The 18,081-nt window shown below is 33.1% G+C and carries 15 protein-coding genes; 10 read left to right on the plus strand and 5 right to left on the minus strand.

All coding sequences use genetic code 11. From position 1 onward, the window contains the following. Positions 1 to 81: 81 nt before the first annotated feature. The 8 genes from AC4FQX_RS04050 to AC4FQX_RS04085 all read left to right on the plus strand — a co-directional run bounded on the left by AC4FQX_RS04050 (position 82) and on the right by AC4FQX_RS04085 (position 11,670). Positions 82 to 1,719: a hypothetical protein gene (locus AC4FQX_RS04050; RefSeq protein WP_491166392.1), complete on the plus strand. Its 1,638-nt coding sequence runs from the start codon at positions 82 to 84 to the stop codon at positions 1,717 to 1,719. A gap of 1 nt (position 1,720) precedes the next feature. Then, positions 1,721 to 5,548 carry a hypothetical protein gene (locus tag AC4FQX_RS04055; RefSeq protein WP_491166393.1) on the plus strand — a complete coding sequence of 1,276 codons (3,828 nt, stop codon included), beginning with the start codon at positions 1,721 to 1,723 and terminating at the stop codon, positions 5,546 to 5,548. A 179-nt stretch (positions 5,549 to 5,727) separates the two neighbouring features. Continuing rightward, entirely contained in the window at positions 5,728 to 7,101 is a 1,374-nt protein-coding gene (locus tag AC4FQX_RS04060; protein ID WP_491166394.1) for a hypothetical protein, read from the plus strand. Between the two features lie 18 nt (positions 7,102 to 7,119). Further along, complete coding sequence (locus tag AC4FQX_RS04065) at positions 7,120 to 7,686, plus strand: TerD family protein (protein ID WP_491166395.1); 567 nt, start codon at positions 7,120 to 7,122, stop codon at positions 7,684 to 7,686. A 179-nt stretch (positions 7,687 to 7,865) separates the two neighbouring features. Further along, on the plus strand, positions 7,866 to 8,600 hold the full coding sequence (locus AC4FQX_RS04070; RefSeq protein ID WP_491166396.1) for an OmpA family protein: 735 nt from the start codon (positions 7,866 to 7,868) through the stop codon (positions 8,598 to 8,600). Between the two features lie 202 nt (positions 8,601 to 8,802). Continuing rightward, positions 8,803 to 9,609 carry an endonuclease/exonuclease/phosphatase family protein gene (locus AC4FQX_RS04075; RefSeq protein ID WP_491166397.1) on the plus strand — a complete coding sequence of 269 codons (807 nt, stop codon included), beginning with the start codon at positions 8,803 to 8,805 and terminating at the stop codon, positions 9,607 to 9,609. Between the two features lie 269 nt (positions 9,610 to 9,878). Next, positions 9,879 to 10,493: a trimeric intracellular cation channel family protein gene (locus tag AC4FQX_RS04080; protein ID WP_491166398.1), complete on the plus strand. Its 615-nt coding sequence runs from the start codon at positions 9,879 to 9,881 to the stop codon at positions 10,491 to 10,493. Between the two features lie 58 nt (positions 10,494 to 10,551). Beyond that, the gene (locus tag AC4FQX_RS04085; RefSeq protein ID WP_491166399.1) at positions 10,552 to 11,670 is read left to right on the plus strand and encodes an AI-2E family transporter; all 1,119 of its coding nucleotides are present in this window, start codon (positions 10,552 to 10,554) and stop codon (positions 11,668 to 11,670) included. A gap of 164 nt (positions 11,671 to 11,834) precedes the next feature. Here AC4FQX_RS04085 and AC4FQX_RS04090 read toward each other — a convergent pair whose 3' ends face one another. Then, complete coding sequence (locus tag AC4FQX_RS04090; protein WP_491166400.1) at positions 11,835 to 12,407, minus strand: pseudouridine synthase; 573 nt, start codon at positions 12,405 to 12,407, stop codon at positions 11,835 to 11,837. 216 nt (positions 12,408 to 12,623) lie between these two features. Here AC4FQX_RS04090 and AC4FQX_RS04095 point away from each other — a divergent pair, with 216 nt between their 5' ends. Then, positions 12,624 to 12,827 carry a hypothetical protein gene (locus tag AC4FQX_RS04095; RefSeq protein WP_491166401.1) on the plus strand — a complete coding sequence of 68 codons (204 nt, stop codon included), beginning with the start codon at positions 12,624 to 12,626 and terminating at the stop codon, positions 12,825 to 12,827. A 92-nt stretch (positions 12,828 to 12,919) separates the two neighbouring features. Here AC4FQX_RS04095 and AC4FQX_RS04100 read toward each other — a convergent pair whose 3' ends face one another. Both AC4FQX_RS04100 and AC4FQX_RS04105 read right to left on the minus strand, forming a co-directional pair. Continuing rightward, positions 12,920 to 13,774 carry a universal stress protein gene (locus AC4FQX_RS04100; RefSeq protein ID WP_491166402.1) on the minus strand — a complete coding sequence of 285 codons (855 nt, stop codon included), beginning with the start codon at positions 13,772 to 13,774 and terminating at the stop codon, positions 12,920 to 12,922. Between the two features lie 203 nt (positions 13,775 to 13,977). Further along, on the minus strand, positions 13,978 to 14,385 hold the full coding sequence (locus AC4FQX_RS04105; RefSeq protein ID WP_491166403.1) for an OsmC family protein: 408 nt from the start codon (positions 14,383 to 14,385) through the stop codon (positions 13,978 to 13,980). A 168-nt stretch (positions 14,386 to 14,553) separates the two neighbouring features. On the opposite strand from AC4FQX_RS04105, the gene AC4FQX_RS04110 reads away from it, so the two are divergent. Continuing rightward, positions 14,554 to 15,126, plus strand: a complete 573-nt coding sequence (locus tag AC4FQX_RS04110) for a DJ-1/PfpI family protein (RefSeq protein ID WP_491166404.1) — start codon at positions 14,554 to 14,556, stop codon at positions 15,124 to 15,126. A 180-nt stretch (positions 15,127 to 15,306) separates the two neighbouring features. Here the strand turns inward: AC4FQX_RS04110 and ilvA are convergent, their stop codons facing one another. Both ilvA and AC4FQX_RS04120 read right to left on the minus strand, forming a co-directional pair. Next, complete coding sequence (gene ilvA, locus AC4FQX_RS04115) at positions 15,307 to 16,557, minus strand: threonine ammonia-lyase IlvA (protein WP_491166405.1); 1,251 nt, start codon at positions 16,555 to 16,557, stop codon at positions 15,307 to 15,309. A 3-nt stretch (positions 16,558 to 16,560) separates the two neighbouring features. Then, positions 16,561 to 18,069 carry a 2-isopropylmalate synthase gene (locus tag AC4FQX_RS04120; protein ID WP_491166406.1) on the minus strand — a complete coding sequence of 503 codons (1,509 nt, stop codon included), beginning with the start codon at positions 18,067 to 18,069 and terminating at the stop codon, positions 16,561 to 16,563. Positions 18,070 to 18,081: the final 12 nt, after the last annotated feature.

Genomic DNA, 18,081 nt, shown 5'->3' on the forward strand with positions numbered 1-18,081 from the left:
TTAAAAGAAAAGATCAGTACAAGAACTGTCCACTAAACAAGAACTATCAACTATACATTATCAACCATTAACTAATAAAAAATGAATCAAGATAAATTATTTCTTATCGCTATTGGCGGTACAGGGATGCGATGCTTAGAAGCTTTCACACATTTGTGTGCCATAGGTATGTTTGACAGTAAAGAAATAGAAATATTAACCTTAGATACCGATGAAACTAACGGAAACAAAGCCCGTACAGAAAACCTGATACGGCTGTATAATCGTATCAAAACATCAGGAGGAACCAACGGAGGAAATCCGAATTCCAATACCTTTTTTTCAGCCAAATTAAACCTATACCGATTCTGGACCGTTTATAGTGGTAGCGGAAGAGAAAACTACCGTAATATCTCAAAATTAGACGTAGGAGATAAAAATAACATAGAAGAAAACAAACTGTTATCCGATTTGTTTTTAGATCAGTCCGTTCAGGATTTTAATCTCGCACACGGTTACAGAGCACAAACCCATTTAGGCTCCCATTTAATGTATCATGGCTTCATAGAAGCCGCCCGTAACCTATTAAAAGGAGTAGACGTAAAAAGTCAGGAAAAAGAATTACAGCTCTATATAGACAAACTTTCCGCAGCAGGACCCAACGCCAGAGTATTCGTATTCGGATCCGTTTTTGGAGGAACAGGAGCCTCATCCATTCCCGTTATACCAAAAGCATTAGACGATGCCATGCGCATTCGATCCGGTAATAAAGCATCACTTGACAAAAACGTAAAATTTGGAACCACATTATTAACAGAATATTTTTCTTTTAAAAAACCCGATGCAAATCAGATGGGAACAAAAGAAGACGGAGTTATTGCCGATTCCTCCTTTTTTTCACTGAATAGCCAGGCAGCCCTACAGTTCTATCAAAGCGATCCCACCGTTCAGACCGCCTATAAATATATGTATCATGTAGGCTGGCCTCTCGAAAGTAAAACAACAGGAGAAGAATCTGCCAAAACAATTACAGGAGGAGCAGAGCAAAAAAACCCGTGTCATATCACAGAACTGATATGCGCCTGTGCAGCCTATGATTTTTTTACCAAGAACAAAGGATTTGACAATATCAGAGCAGAAGTACTCTTTAAATCCGTTGATTTCAATAAAAACACGTTCAATTTTGATTTCAATGACTTCGTAGGAAAAGATAATAACGCAGGAAAAGTATTTGCCAATCGTTTAGGAGCTTTCCTTTCCCTCGCTCATATTGTACTTTCCCGTAACAAAGCAGCCTTTGGAGATAACGGTATGCAAGGCTTTATCAAACAGTTAAATAATCAGAAAATATATGATTATGACGCCATTACCCAAGAAGAATGCAAAGATATTGATATCTATATGAAACTATTTGCCTATGACTTTTCTGGAGAAAACCTAATAGACGGCTGGATTTATCAGATAAAAAGTACAGTAGGCTCAGGACAGTTTCTGTTTGACGACAAAGCCTTTACAAAAGTAAAAAAAGAGCTCGATGACATTGATGTTGGCGCATTGTTCAAAGACCCCCAGTATCATTGGGATAAAGGCGGATTACTTTCCAGTCGTTATGGAACCTTTGTAGACAGGTTGATTAAAGAAGGAGCACCAAAAGAAGAGCAGAAAGTAACCACCACAAAAGAAAAGTTTTTAGCACACGTATTCAATGCAATAAGTAATTCACACAAAAACTTAGTTTAAAATGGCAGAAGAATTAAAATCATTAGTTATAAAAGTAGAAGCAAGCGCACAACCACAAGGAGCAAAACACGTTTGGTCCCCAATGACAGCCATATTTCCTACTTTCACAAAAAAGATCATTACTCCCGCAACAGGAGAAGACAAACAAGGAAACAGCAAAGGAAACATAGGCGCCGTTGTATCCGGTATGCCCTCCGTTTTTGCAAGAGCAAACCTCTTTAAGAACGCATTAGACAATGTAACCGACCCCAAAGTACAAATCTCCGGATTACTTCGTTTTTATGGATCCCTAATAGACGAATGGCGTGGATTGATAGCCTCCATTGCCTTAAACTATAACGATATTCAGATAAAACGTATTCATTTATCCTATTCAGACGGAAATACAATAAATGACACAGAAAACATTTATGAACCCAAAGGAGCCTTTGGCAACGTATTATTCGAAAGAAAACCATTATGGTGCGATCAGTCAGTCCCCGTAAACTCATTAAAAACTCCCTTCATAGACATAATCCTGTACAAAGGAAAAGTAATAGGAGGAACATCACCCGACAGTTTTTTGTTTACATCCGTTTCCTATACCATTACAGAAGAAGAAGAAAAACCATTTATAAACAAACAGACTAAAAAATTTACAGACCCGTTGCATTCAGATATCAGCCCAAAAGAGCTAAAAGAACTGCATAGCTATGTAAAACATATCAATAACAATGTAGAAAAATTCAGAAAGAATTTTGATGCCCTAGAAGAAATATTAAAGCCCAATTACAGCAATATTAACGGTAATCTTCAATCATGGCTTACCGAAATAGAAAAATATGCAGTAGCAAAAGGAATCTCCATAGAAGAACAAACCCCCGAGGTAAGCTGTTTTCAGACCCCTTTCAGTTTGCTGTTTAATTTTTCCACAGAATTATATGGCTCAGAAGGCATTATTTATACAGAACCCGAAACAGGAAGAATTGTTTTTGATCCCAAAGACCTGTTATTAGAACCCCAACAATGTGAGATCGCAAATATAGACTGTGGAGAAAAGACGGATAGTTATTTAGTGAACAGATCCCTATATCTTTTAAAAGCAGAAGTAAAAGGAGAATACGGAACATACAGTTATTTTTCATTACCGTTATCCCCTTTAGGACTAAATGTTTTTGGTAAAAATCTTGGTTCCCTTTTAGGAACAGACAACAGTGACGTACGTTCCCGTATCTATGCAGAATACGATCCCAATTCAGAAATAGTAAAAGTAACCCTAAAACTATTTACACAAACCAACAGAGAAATTTCAAAAACTCAGAATTATAAAGTAGCAAAAAAAGTAATTCAGTATAAAGACATTCTGATCTGGCCCAACTTTATTTCAAAACAATGGAATAAATATGAAATGTATTCAGAGCTACCCCATAATTCACCGAACTGGCAGGCAAAACCAATGATTATGGATACAGAAGATGAATATTTCCGAATATTGACAGATGACAAAGGAGAACCTGTTTATCTAGCTTCCGATGGGAAAATTACAGACGAATCATTAGCCTCCCTAAAAATTGGTTATAACAACACTGTAGCAGACGTGCCCTATAAATATGAGATCTATGAAAGTACAAAACCTTTCAAAGGATTAAAGTTTTCCTTTCAGGGAAAAGACGGTGGTTTTACCATAATAAAATATGAAAATATGGAAGGGCAAGGAATTAGAAACAGAATGAATGATACCATATCATTAAAACAGGCAGCCTTAGGAATCGACTTTGGAAGTACAAATACAAGTGTTGCCTATTATTCCATTACCGATCAGCAGATTCAGAAATCATTTCAGTTTAAAAACAGACGTATTTCATTGTTGAGAAACGATGTAAAAAACAATGATGAAAGACATGCCGTAGAGAATGAAATATTTTTCTTTCAGAACGATGAAATAAGAGGAAATGCCATTAAATCAATAATTACCCTCCACGATTCAAAACGAATCCATAAAGAAAAAGAACAACAAACAACAGCTTCCTTACTATCCGAACCCATTATAGGCGGTTTCCCTTGTTTTGAAAAAAATCTACCTATAGAAGAAGGAACCGATAACCGATATTATTTAAATTATCTACCAGTACAAGAAGCAGAAATAGGAGTAGGAAGAGTAGAAATAGTACACAATATGAAGTGGTCTTCCCATGAAATAGAAAACAGTCATAAAAAAGCCTACTTAAGTACCCTTTTACTTCATATTTATGCCCAGTTATTTGAAGAAAACCATTTTCCAAAAACATTAAAATGGTCCTATCCGTCCTCAATGAGTCAGAGTTTAATAAGCGAATACAATCAGATATGGTCTACCCTTGACACTATTAATCCATTGATAGAGAATAACTGTAAACTAGAAGTTTTTACAAATTCAGGAATTAAATACAAGCAACTTGAAAGCGTTTTTGAATCTGGTAATTTTAATACAAATGATGGATGGGGAGCTAGTAATAACGCAGTATCAAACTGGGATGCAACATCAGAATTTGAATCAAATGAAAATTCAAAACCTACAAATGGATGGAGAACAAAAGAAGATAAAAGTTCAAAAATTCAGGAAATAAATATAAATAACGAACCCTTTAAATTTGATTTTGTTCAGTTAGACAGTAGCGCAGCATTAACAGAAGCCTGTGCAGTTGCTAATTATTTAGCCAATACAAACGCCATAGAGAATGATAAAAACAATCTGACCCTTTGCTTTGATATTGGCGGAAGTACGACCGACATCAGCGCCTTATGTCAGATGATGGGAAACAACGGACCCGGATTAGCAATGGTAAAACAAAGCTCCATTCGTTTTGCTGCTCAGTGCATTTCCCAAGCAACAAAGTATTCTAAAAATTTCCGTTCCGTATTAGTAACCATGCTCGAAAGAAAAGGAATAACAATTCAGGGAATCAACAAAGGAGAAAATAAATACAGTTCCTCCACAGCCCCTTATTATTTTGAACAACTCGTAGATCGATTAGAAGGAGAAGAATTTAAAGAGTTCTATAAATTACTCGAAGCCAACTGTAAAGAATTGATCTGTGTAAATCTCTACGTAACAGGTCTTATAATGTACTATGCCGGGCAATTATCCTATAAATTAAAAAAAGAAATAGATGCAAGTCCCGATAAAGTTCCCGGAATGGAAAACTGGGTACCAAAGATAAATATTGTATTTACAGGAAAAGGAGCCAGAATATTTGATTGGTTTGGAGCAATTAATCCACAAGCCAGCCAGCAGTATTATTTAAATCAGTTTATAAAAGGTTTTGGAGGAATACACAAAGCACAAGAGCACCTTTCAGGACCACCTAATATTAATCCCCTTTCAGAACTTGGGGATTTAAAATACGAAGTGTCCAAAGGATTGTCCTATCCGACACAACGTTTATATGTTCCCGAAAACAATACCGTTATTGAACTGATAGGAGAAGAGAATTTCCAATTGTTGCAAAAAGACGGGAAGTGGGTTGATTTAGCATTCGATACCTCCATTAACGGATTAATGTTTCAGAATATAGAAAGTTATTTTATTTCCACACCACAAGACGAGAATAAGCCCTGTCCGAAGTTTATGGAGTTTGCCAATGAATTTTATAATGTAACCACCCAGTTTTTTCAGTTACCACTTTCAAAAGCAGACTGTATGGATGGATTTAAGAAAATGAATATCTGTAGTTATATCAAGAACCTACCCGAATTCAGACAAGCCCAAGATAAAAAAACAGACGATGACAATTTTGATTTTTCAGCACCCATAATCATTTTAGAAGGGATGAAATTTTTAGAAGAAGTAGTATTGAAAAAGATGAACTAGAAATAGTTGACAGAAATAGTTTATAGTTGATAATGGATAGTTTCTGATTGTCGGATAGAAAATAGTTATCAGTCATAGTCTTCAGTAAATAGCGATTGATAACTAAAAACTATCCATTATCAACTATCAACTGAAAGAAAACTATCAACTATCAATTATAAATTATAAACTAATTTAAGATGCAATATTGTGTAATTGTACATATAAGTCGTAATCAGATTACTTTTCATTATCAGCAAAAAGGAGGTAAAGTTACCCTGTTAGAATGGAATGGAGAAGCATCCCATCCATTATATTTCTATTCAGATAATCATACTTTTTCTTTTGGGTCCTTTGCAAAACAGCAGTTTCTGAATGGAGATCCTAATGCCTACGGAAATTATTTTGAAGAAATTATCAGTTCTGTGGGTTCATTTCCATTTCACGGACATACAAAACAGATAAAATTTTTGTTATACCAAGCTGTTGAGGTTGTATTGAATCATTTTCTGAGTACAGTAGTACATAAATCAATACTAATAACCTCCTGTAAAGCAGAGTTTCCATTACGATTTGTTTTTGAAAACGATATTCAGGAAAAAGAAAAAGCAGTAATAACACAATTATTTTCAGAAGCAGGTTTTCAGAATTTTGAAACATTTAGTATTGATCCGTTTTTACTAGAAGAATTAAAAGAGAATAACAAAACAGTAACCATTCAGGACAATATTATTAAGTTACAACCCGTAAACAGTTCCCTGCTGATTCTTTATTTTCAGTCCGGTTTATCAGTACCAAAACACAATAAATTATTTCCCGGTTTAGGTGCAGATCCAAGATTAAGAATTACAGCAGAGTTAATGTATACTGCAGCAGTAGCCAGTACACATGTCGTACTGAATAAAGAAGAAGAGATTTCAAACTTGATACCCTATGCACGACAGTTTTTAGAAAAAGGCTCAGCAATACCATCAGGAACTATAGAACTATCTGATGGATCAAAAGCATTCGTTCGTTTAAAAATCAGTGAAATAAACCAAAAGCTATTTTATTTAGGATTTGAGAATAAGTTATACAATGCAATAAATAATTTTCTAACAGAATTTTCCATAGTACAGAATCAAAACCTAAAATTTATAGTAGCAGGAGACGAAATAAACTCAGATTATTTTATAGAAAAATTGTCTCATAAATATCAGAATATTATTCCGATAAAACCGATTTTATTCTCTAAAGTATTAAACAGATTAGCTTTTACAATAGAAGAACAAAACTATAAAAGTTTAAAAAGCGTTCCTGTCTTACCCGAACCTTTAGTAAAAAAAAGAAGTATAGAGCTTCTGGTTGAACCACCAGTATTAAATAAAGTAGTTATTCCACTACCAAAATTATCCATAAAAAAGAAAGAAGTAGAAAATACCAGTTCGGCGATAGTCAAACCAATTGTTCCTGAAGTAAAGAAAAGTAAAAACACACCCGATTTGCCTCAGATCCCGAAGAAAAAAGAAGAGAAAATTATAAAACCAAAAATGGTAGAAACACCACCATTACCCGATTCAAAGAAAATAAATTAACCTAATAAATTAAATAATATGTCAATTAAATTAGAAAAAAAGAAACCGATCTCATTAGTAAAAGAAAAACCGGGTTTACAGAATATTATAGCAGGTCTCGGCTGGGATGAAGCAACAATAAACGGGCATAAAGTAGACTGTGACGTATCCGTTTTTATGCTTGGAGCCAATGGTAAATTACCACAAGATGAGTTTTTTATATTTTATAATAATCTGAAAAGTCCCGAAGGAGCAGTACAACATTTAGGAGACAGCAGAGGAGGAGAAGGAGATGGAGACGACGAATCCGTTACAATCGACCTGTCAAAAATAGACAGTAGCGTAGAGTTTCTATACTTTGCCGTTACCATCCATGAATCAGAAGAACACGGACACCATTTTGGAAACGTTCGAAATGCCTATATCAAGATTCGAAACGGAAACGATAATACAGTATTATGTGAATTTAGCCTTACCGATGTTTTTGAAGGACAAGATTCCATAATAATTGCTTCCATTTCCAGAAACGGAGGAAACTGGAATGTAGAAGCCTTAGGACAAGCATTCGGAGGAGGATTAAATACTCTGATAGAATTATATCAATAAAAAATAAAACCTTTTACAAGGTTAAAAAATAGCCTATCTATATCCTAACAGGTTTCTAAAACCTGTTAGGTATAATTCAGTAATATGTTTATTAAATCTGCTCTGCAAAGTTCCTGCAAGGTATTTTTTGACCTTGTAGGGATTGAACAAAATATATTAAATTCTAAAAATATAATAATATGGCTTTCAATCTAAGTAAAAATGACGGAAATAAATCTAAGATTAATCTTTCCAAACCATCTCAAAAGACAAATACATTTAATTTATCAAAAAGCAAAATAGATTCATCAGTAGCAACAGATGACGAACCTGTAAAATCAAAAAAAGGAATATTCATAACATTGGGATTTGCATTAATTGTTGTTTCTTTATGGTTTTTATTTTCACAAAAAGCGAATGATACATTTCCGACTGAGAACACAGATAATGGATTCTCAGAAACCACAGAGGAACCAGATGATGCAGTAAAACAAGCTATTTCAGATGTTGAGGTATCAAAATCAGTTGTTTCAGAATCAGAAATAGACAAAGTAGATTCAGATGTAAAAGTAACAGAATTCGTTTCGCTAGTAAACAGTTCCGATTTGAATAATAAAATCCCTGCAACATTCAATAAAGGCTCAGTATCAGTAATCACGATAGACGATTATATTGTAATTCAGATTATTTCCTATCTGAAGAACAATCCCGAAGCAAAAGTAAACGTAAATGGTTTTGCAAGTAGCGAAGGAAACAGTACTATAAATCAGAGATTATCACAGCAAAGAGCAGATAGTTTCAAAGCAATATTAGTTACAAAAGGAATTCATTCTAATCGTATTATTGCAAAAGGCAGAGGAATCGATAACCCCGTTGCATCAAACGATACAGAAGAAGGCAGAATAAAAAACAGAAGAGTAGAAATCACTTTTTAGTTAGAATCTGACTATATACGTTATCCTAACAGGTTAAAAAACCTGTTAGGTATATTCTAAATATACAATTTACGATAGCTTAGAAAAAGAATCAAGAGACAAGAAGAAAGATACAAGAGTAAACCGTTTCTCAGTATTCAAAAACTATCAATTATCAACTGTAAACTATCAATTAAAAACTATCCAGTTATCAAACGAAAGAATGAAATATTATCATAGTCTGTTTATCTATTTTATTTTTCTAGGTTCACTTTTCGGACAAGTAAAAGTATGTTCCTGGAATCTTAAAAATTTCGGAAAAACAAAAGCAGATTCAACCATTAATTTTATTGCTAATACCATTAGAGATTGTGATATTATTGCCATCCAAGAAGTCGTTGCAGGAGTAGGAGGAATACAAGCAGTAGCCAGATTAAACGAAGCATTAAATAAAAAAGGAGCAAAATGGAATTATTCAGTTAGTGTACCCACTATAAGCAGTGCCTATAAAACAGAGCGGTATGCCTTTATATGGAAAACACATAGAGTAAAGAAAAAAGGAAAAGCATGGTTAGAACAAACCTATAAAACGGTAATAGACAGAGAACCTTATTATTGCACCTTTGAATATGAAAAAAAGAATTTCACAGTAGTTAATTTCCATGCCATTACAAAAAAGAAGCAACCCGAAACAGAGATTAAATATTTCAAATTTTTACCCGCTCAGTATCCCGATAAAAATTTAATTTTTGTAGGAGATTTTAATTGTCCACAATCACATACCGTTTTTAATCCGTTAAAAAAGATGGGGTATAATCCCATTTTAAATAACCAGAAAACATCATTAAAACAAGAATGCAGACAAGAACAATGTCTCGCTTCAGAGTTTGATAATATATTTTATAATTCAATGAAAATCAATAAAATCAATTCAGGAATTATTCCCTTTTATAAAAAATTTGAATCATTGAAAGAGGCAAAAAAAATATCAGACCATGTACCTGTATGGTTTTCATTTACTGTTTTATAAAAAACGTTCAAAAGTAATATATAAGAATGTTACCTGGAAATTGATTGCTTATGCTTAAAACAATTTAGTTTTATTTAGAGAGAGTTAAACTCTCTCTAAATTTTCCTTTTGCTTCTTAATTAGATTTTTTTCTTTTCCGTTTTCTATTAAATTACTTTATATATTTGCCGCCTGAAATAAAACAGCTTTTTATATACAATTATATGAAAAGCTTGTTTTGTTTTAAAAGAATTTTTACTTTAGAATATCATTAATTAAAAAAGAGAATAATGCAGATTCAATATGTTTTTGAGTTGTTGGGAACCGTTTTTTTTGCCGTTTCAGGAACTTTGGCAGGTACAGAAAAGTCAGAACAGGATTGGTTTGGAGTAACCTTTATTGCCTTTATTACCTCAATAGGAGGAGGTAGTTTACGAGATGTATTATTAGGAAGTTATCCTTTATTCTGGATAGGAGACACCAATTTTATTTTTGCAATTCTTCTGGGGATTGTTTTATCCGGTATCTTTTTCCCGTTTTTCGCAAGATTAAGAAGAACATTCTTTTTATTTGATACTTTAGGAATCGCCTTGTTTACCATTGTAGGAACAGAAAAAGCATTACATTTTGGAGATGGTGTAAGTCCCGTTATTGCAGCTATTATGGGAATGTTTACCGCAGTAATGGGCGGAGTAACCAGAGATGTATTAACAAATGAAACCCCAATTATCTTTCATAAAGAAGTTTATGCAACCGCTTGTTTAGTAGGAGCTATTTTATATCTCGTTCTTAATTCTTTCGGAGTAGAAAGAAATACTAATTTTTTACTTTCAGGAGCAATAATTGTATTTTTGCGTATTGTAGCAGTGAAGTATAACCTATCTTTACCCAAGTTTGGAAGATAACTCAGTATTTTCTAAAATTAAGAATATTTTAAAATTCATCATTCAAAATAAGTAGTAAATGATTCGTACAGCGCCTTTTTATACCAAGTTAGCACAAGTTTTAATCAGTTTGATTTGTTTAAGTTATATTGCTATTATTGGTAAAACAGTTGTTGCTCCATTATTATTTGCTTTTTTATTTTCATTACTTCTTTTACCTTTTGCCGGATTTCTGGAACGCCGTTTTCGTATGCCACGTGTTATTTCCTCATTAGTAGTAATAATAGCTTTGACTGTTTTCATTTTAGGAGTATTGTTTTTATTAGGAACACAGTTAACAGATTTGTTACAGGATCTACCGGTTTTTAAGCAACAAGTTTTAGAAGCCACAACAAAATTACAGGACTGGATATCAGAAACATTTCATATTGATAACAAAGATCAGATAAGCTATATAAATAGTACAGCATCAGAAGTTATAAGCAAAGGAACTTCAATAGTAGGACAGGCTTTACTATCTATTTCCTCTTTATTATTATTTCTGATGTTTATTTTTCTGTATACTTTTTTTATATTGTTACACCGCAGACTATTATTGCGATTTATAGTTTCTTTATTTCACGATAAACATAGCATAGTAGTATATGCAGTAATTAATAAAATACAGTATATAGTAAAGAAATATATACTTGGGCTCTTTATTCAGATGATTATTGTTACAACATTAGCCTGTATTGCATTTGAAATAATAGGAGTTAAATATGGTTTTTTATTAGGATTGATTACAGGAATTTTTAATATTATTCCTTATATCGGAATTTCTGTTTCGATGCTTTTAACAGTATTGATTACTTTCACTACAATGACACCAAGCCATGTTTTATTTGTAATTATTGCAGTAGTTATTATTCACATTATTGACGGTAATTATATTATGCCGAAAATAGTCGGCTCCAAAGTAAAAATAAATACTCTGATTGCCTTACTAGGATTAGTAATAGGAGAAATGATGTGGGGAATAACCGGTATGTTCCTTTCAATACCCGTTATTGCTATTTTTAAAGTAATCTTTGATCATGTAGACAGTTTAAAGCCTTGGGGAATACTTTTAGGTGAAGATGACAGTGTCCCCGAATCAAAAAGAGTCATTAATGAAATAATAGAAGACGAGCAGGAGTTTCAGAGCGAAAAGGAGTAGTAAATGAGTTTACAGTTTCAGTATACAGTTTTCAGAACATCTTTGCGGTAAATAAGTTTACAGTTTTTATAAAGACTTTGCGAACTTTGCGTAAACCTTTGGTCCTCTGCGGTTAGCCCTACTTTTTACATCTCACAGATAACATCTCACAAAACTATCAATTATTAACTATTAAAAAACCCTGGAACTTCCAGAACTTCTCCAGCTTTCAGATCATTAAGATGAATATCTCCAACACGTACACGTATTAGTCTTAATGTAGGAAAACCAACAGCAGCAGTCATTTTCCGTACCTGTCTAAATTTACCCTCATTTAATGTTATAGAAACCCAAGAAGTAGGTCCGTGTCTTTCATCACGTATTTTTTTAGTACGAGCAGGAAAGTCAGGAGCTGTTTTTAGTAAATGAGCTTTACAGGGTAATGTCTGGTATTTGATCCCCTTAAATCCTATTTCTACACCTTGTTTTAAAAGAGTAATAGCTGTTTCATCTATAATACCATCCACTTGAGCATAATATTCTTTTGGTACTTTCTTACTACGTACTATTTCACTCATTTTACCATCTGTAGTAAGTAATAACAATCCTTCAGAATCTTCGTCTAAACGACCGATAGCCATAGTTCCTTCAGGAAAATCATATAATTCGCCCAGTAATTTTTTCTTTTTTAAAGTATATATAAATTGACTTAAATAACCATGAGGTTTATGAATAAGAAAGTGTTTATGTTCTGACATAGGTAAACTGGAATAATAATATGACAAAGATTACTCTTTAAATAATATAGAACAAATTTATTCTTCTGTTTAATTAGGGTGAGTTATTTAAATATCTATATGTTTTGTTTATGTGTAAAAAAAATGTTAAATTGGTAAAAATTATTTATTTTTTAGAGTAGAATAAAGATTTGAGTTATTAAATATATATTAAACGTGTTATTAAAATCCCCTATTATGAAACAAAAACTAGAACAAACAAAAATTTTTCAGGGATTAGAGAAATTTCAGCAAGACTTGTTACTAAGAAAGAAGTCTCTTAAAAAGTATAATGATTCTTTTATCCAGGCAAAAAATTTAGGATTGGAAAAATGGATTACAATTACGCATCCTTCCTATAATGAAATAAACATTATTAAAGAACTTTTAAAAATCAAATAATTTGAAGAGTGTTTTTTAATATTGAAAAGCATTTTAATTAAAAGGTCTGTGTTTTAAAACACAGACCTTTTTAATTGAGATATTTACTGTATTTATTGTGGCTTATAATTAGCCTCATGTAATACTAAAATAGGAGTTTCAGTATGATATGCTAATTTTCTGGAAACGCTTTTTTCAAACATTTCTCCAAAAAAACCTCTTTTATAAGTAAGCATAACCAATAAATCTGATTTTGATTCTTTCAGGTATTCAAAAATACCTTTCTGTACATTATTATTTTCTTTTATTTCAAAATTAAGATTTGTATTTTTAAATTCTTCTTTCCATTCTTTAATAGCAGTATCATTTATTTCTGTATTTGGAGATTTAATATGAAGACATGTTATTTTAGCATCAGGAGATTTTAGATTTGGAAAATTAAGGATTTCAGTTAGAGCCTCTTTGTCTTTTTCCTTAAATCGTGTTGTAAAAGTGATATTTTTGATACCATTATAATGACTTGTTTCCGGTACTCCAAGAACCCAGCATTTACAGTTCATTATAATGTTTCCCGTTGTAGATCCCAGTAATGTTTCCTGAAGACCTTCCGATCCTTTTGTTCCCATTACTATCAATTCGACATTTTCCTCTCTGGCCACATTTTCAATTGCAATAAGTGGTTGACCGCTCCTTAAAATATGTGTTAGTTTAATATTGGACAGATCATTATCAGAAGCAATCTTTCTTAATTGAATAACAATATCTCTAAACTCTTCCAGTTTTTCAAGTTCATAAGTAGTGTAGGCTCTTTCGATGTTTTCAGGGATGGTTCCCAGCTTTACAGAAGGGAAAGGATAAACGTGTAGTATAATAATTTCTGCTTTCGTAGCTTTTGCAAAATTTAAGGCATATAAGAAAGCATTCTCGGAAGTTTCTGTAAAGTCAGTAGGATATAATATTTTCTTCATAATAAAGGGTATTTAAAAGTTATACCAACTTTTAGTTTGATTAAAATTTGATAATAACAAGTTACGATTCTTTTTAAAGAATTAAAAATAAAAAAGCATGATATTTAATTTTAGATAAATATAATTTAATAATTATCACTATTTGCTTAGAATATTTCTAAATATATCGTTAGGTTATATAATGAATAAGATTCAGAAATTTGTTAGGTTGCCGAATGAATAATAACATTATTTTTAAGGATTTTTGAGATTGGACATTTTTCAGCTATTATTAATAAACGTTCCTTTTGTTCCAGAGTAACTTCTCCTGAAAACTGAATGTTTTTAGTAATATGAGTAGTTAGTTCTGGTGCGTTTTCCTGACTTAAATTCAGGGAAACTTTAATTTCAGGGATATTCCAGTTTTTTCTGTCAATATACATTCGAAGAGTAATAAGTGTACATCCGGCTAACGAAGATAAAAGAGTAGAGTAGGGATCAGGACCAATATCCTGTCCATTCATATCTAATGGTTCATCCATTATTAATGTTCCGTTTCGCCACTGTATTTCACATAAATAGTTTTTTGTTCCTATTGTTCCCTGAATATCTTCTTTTAAAATATTTTCCATTGTTTTTAAGCTTTAATAAAGTAGGACTACTAAAGTAAGTATTTAAGATCAGAAACGTATAAAGTTTGTTGTTATTCAAAATAAAAATAAAATGAATTTAAGTTTTGAAGTAGTGTAATTTCCTAATTTTATAAATATATTAGTATAGTTAAATAAAATGAAATAGTTATGAGTAAAAAAGTTTTAATGCTAGCAGGAGACTTCGTAGAAGACTATGAAGTTATGGTTCCTTATCAGGCGCTTTTATCAGTAGGAGTCGCTGTAGACGTTGTTTGTCCCGGTAAAAAGAAAGGAGATATGATAGCGACTGCTATCCATGATTTTACAGAATTTCAGACTTATATCGAATTGAGAGGACATAATTTTCAGTTAAATAAAAGTTTTGATGAAGTAAATCTGAATGATTATGACGGATTGTATATTACAGGAGGCAGAGCCCCGGAATATATAAGAAGAGAAGAAAAAGTACTGGAATATACAAGACACTTTTTTGATAAACAGAAACCCGTAGCCGCTATTTGTCACGGGATTCAGGTTTTAACAGCCGCTAATGTAGTAAAAGGCAGAACACTAACCTGTTATGACGCCGTAGCCCCCGAAGTTACTTTAGCAGGAGGGACCTATAAAAAAGTAGCACCAACACAAACACTAATAGACGGACATCTGGTTACCTCACCAGCCTGGCCCGGACATCCTACAATCCTTAAGGAATTTTATAAATTATTAGAAGTAAAATTATAGTAGTACTGAGCTGTTAGAATTGAGTATTGAGATATATAGAGGTGCGTTTTAACGCACCTCTATATATATTCAATATCGTAAATCTCTTGCTTCTTGATTCTTGCCTCTTTCTTCTAAAAATATCATAAATCTCTTTCTTCTTGGCTCTTGACTCTTTCTTCTGAATATCGTACATTAGGATTACACCAGATATTCAAACAAGGTCTGATCATTATTTAATTCGATAACATCAAATTTATACTCTTTCATTCTTTCCGTAAGAGAATTATAATCAGAAGCTTTTGTAAGTTCGATACCCACTAATGCAGGTCCGTTTTCCCGATTTGTTTTTTTGATGAATTCAAAACGGGTAATATCATCCTGAGGTCCCAGTACTTTATTAACAAATAGTTTCAGAGCGCCCGGTCTTTGAGGGAAACGAACAATAAAATAATGTTTTAACCCTTCAAATAAAAGTGATTTTTCCTTTATTTCCTGCATACGTTCAATATCATTATTTCCTCCACTAACAATACAGACAACCGTTTTATTTTCTATTACATCTTTTAACTGATCTAAAGAAGAAACAGCCAGAGCACCTGCCGGTTCCGCAACAATAGCATCTTCATTATACAATTTTAAAATAGTAGTACAGATTTTGCCCTCAGGGACTATAACTATTTTATTCAGCAGGTCGCTACAATATTTATAATTGAGGTCGCCAACCCTTTTAACAGCCGTACCATCTACAAAACTATCTATATGCGTCAAAGTTACCGGACCACCATTTTCTATTGCTTTCTTCATAGAAGGAGCCCCTGTCGGTTCAACCCCGATTAGTTGTACAGTAGGTTTCACTGTTTTTATATATCGGCTGATACCCGAAGCTAATCCACCTCCGCCGATAGGCATAATAACAACATCAACATCAGGCCGATCCTCATATATTTCAACGCCCACAGTTCCCTGACCTTCAATAATTTTTTCATTATCAAAAGGAGGGATGAAAGTCATCCGATGTGCTTCTGTATATTTTAAAGCCTCTTTCATACAATCATCAAATGTATCTCCGATAAGTACAATTTCGATAGTGTCACCCCCAAACATTTCCGTTTGTTTTATTTTTTGTTTAGGGGTAATCTCCGGCATGAAGATTACTCCCTTAACATTTAATTTTTTACATGAGTAGGCAACACCCTGAGCATGATTACCCGCACTGGCACATACAACACCATTTTTTAGCTGATCTGCTGAAAGTGTACTAATCATATTATACGCTCCCCGTAGTTTATAAGAGCGAACAACCTGCTGGTCTTCTCGTTTCAGATAAATATTCGCATTGTACTTTTCTGACAGACTGATATTATATTCTAAAGGCGTTCTTTTGACTGTATTACTGATTTTTTTTGCTGCTGCAATAAAATCTAGTTCTGTTTCTTTCTCTATATTCATATCTTATAAAAATTTATTGATGGCATCCAGATAAGCATTAGCAGAAGCTTTTACAATATCAGTACTGAAACCATAACCCAGATAAGCTCTGCCGTCATAAGATACCTTCATGTTTACTTTACTTACATCATCACTGCCGCCGTGCATAGCCTGTATATTAAATTCTTTTACCTGTATATCCTTTCCAATAATATTCTCTATTGCCTTTATAGTAGCATTTACAGGACCATTACCCTTTGCCATTCCTTCATGTTCCTTTCCGTTATATTCCAATTTAATATTGGCTGTAGGACTTAAAGAATCACCACAAACGACCTGCAGTAAGTTTAATTTATATCCGTTTTTATACGGATCTTCCTCACCATCGCTCATTAAATAAAGAAGATCATCATCCGTTATATCTTTCTTCTCATCTGCCATGATTACAAAACGTTCGTATATGTTTTCTAAATTGACACGCTCTATATCATAACCCAAACGTTCTAAATGGTGTTTTAAAGCATGGCGACCACTTCGGGCAGTTAAAATAATATCAGCTTTATTAATACCTACATCCTCAGGATTCATGATCTCATAGTTTTCTCTGTGTTTCAGAAATCCGTCCTGATGAATACCCGAACTGTGAGCAAAAGCATTTTGTCCTATAATGGCTTTGTTAGGCTGTACCGGCATATGCATCATACGACTTACCATTGAGCTGATTTCATAGAAATGTTTCGTATCAAGATTAGTATGTAAGTTTAGCGCATGATGTGTTTTAAGGATCATTGCTATTTCCTCTAATGCTGTATTACCCGCACGTTCTCCGATTCCGTTGATCGTACATTCGATTTGACGCGCACCATTTGCAATACCCGAAAGTGTATTAGCAGTAGCTAATCCCAAATCATTATGACAATGTACAGAAATGATAGCCTGATCTATGTTTTTTACATTTTCCTTTAAATAAAGGATTTTAGCTCCATACTGTTCCGGTAAGCAATACCCATTAGTATCCGGAATATTAACTACAGTTGCTCCCGCAGCAATTACTGCTTCGATCATTTGAGCTAAGAAAATGTTATCAGCACGTCCCGCATCTTCTGCATAGAATTCAACATCTTCAACGAATTTTTTAGCATATTTAACCGCATCAACCGCACGTTGCAGAATTTCTTCACGAGTACTGTTGAATTTATATTGAATATGAGTATCAGAAGCCCCTATACCAGTATGAATACGAGGTCTTTTTGCGTATTTTAAAGCCTCAGCAGCAATTTCAATATCTTTTTTATTAGCCCTGGTCAGAGCACATATAATAGGTTCTTTAACCGCTTTAGAAAGTTCGATAACACTTTGAAAATCACCCGGACTTGAAACCGGAAAACCAGCTTCAATAACATCTACACCTAATGTTTCCAATGCTTTAGCTATTACTATTTTTTCAGGGGTTGCCAATTGACAACCCGGTACCTGCTCACCATCCCTAAGGGTGGTATCAAATACATAAACTCTGTTAGGATCATGTAACATAAAATATTGGAT

This window comes from Flavobacterium sp. AK-301 (assembly GCF_058310215.1).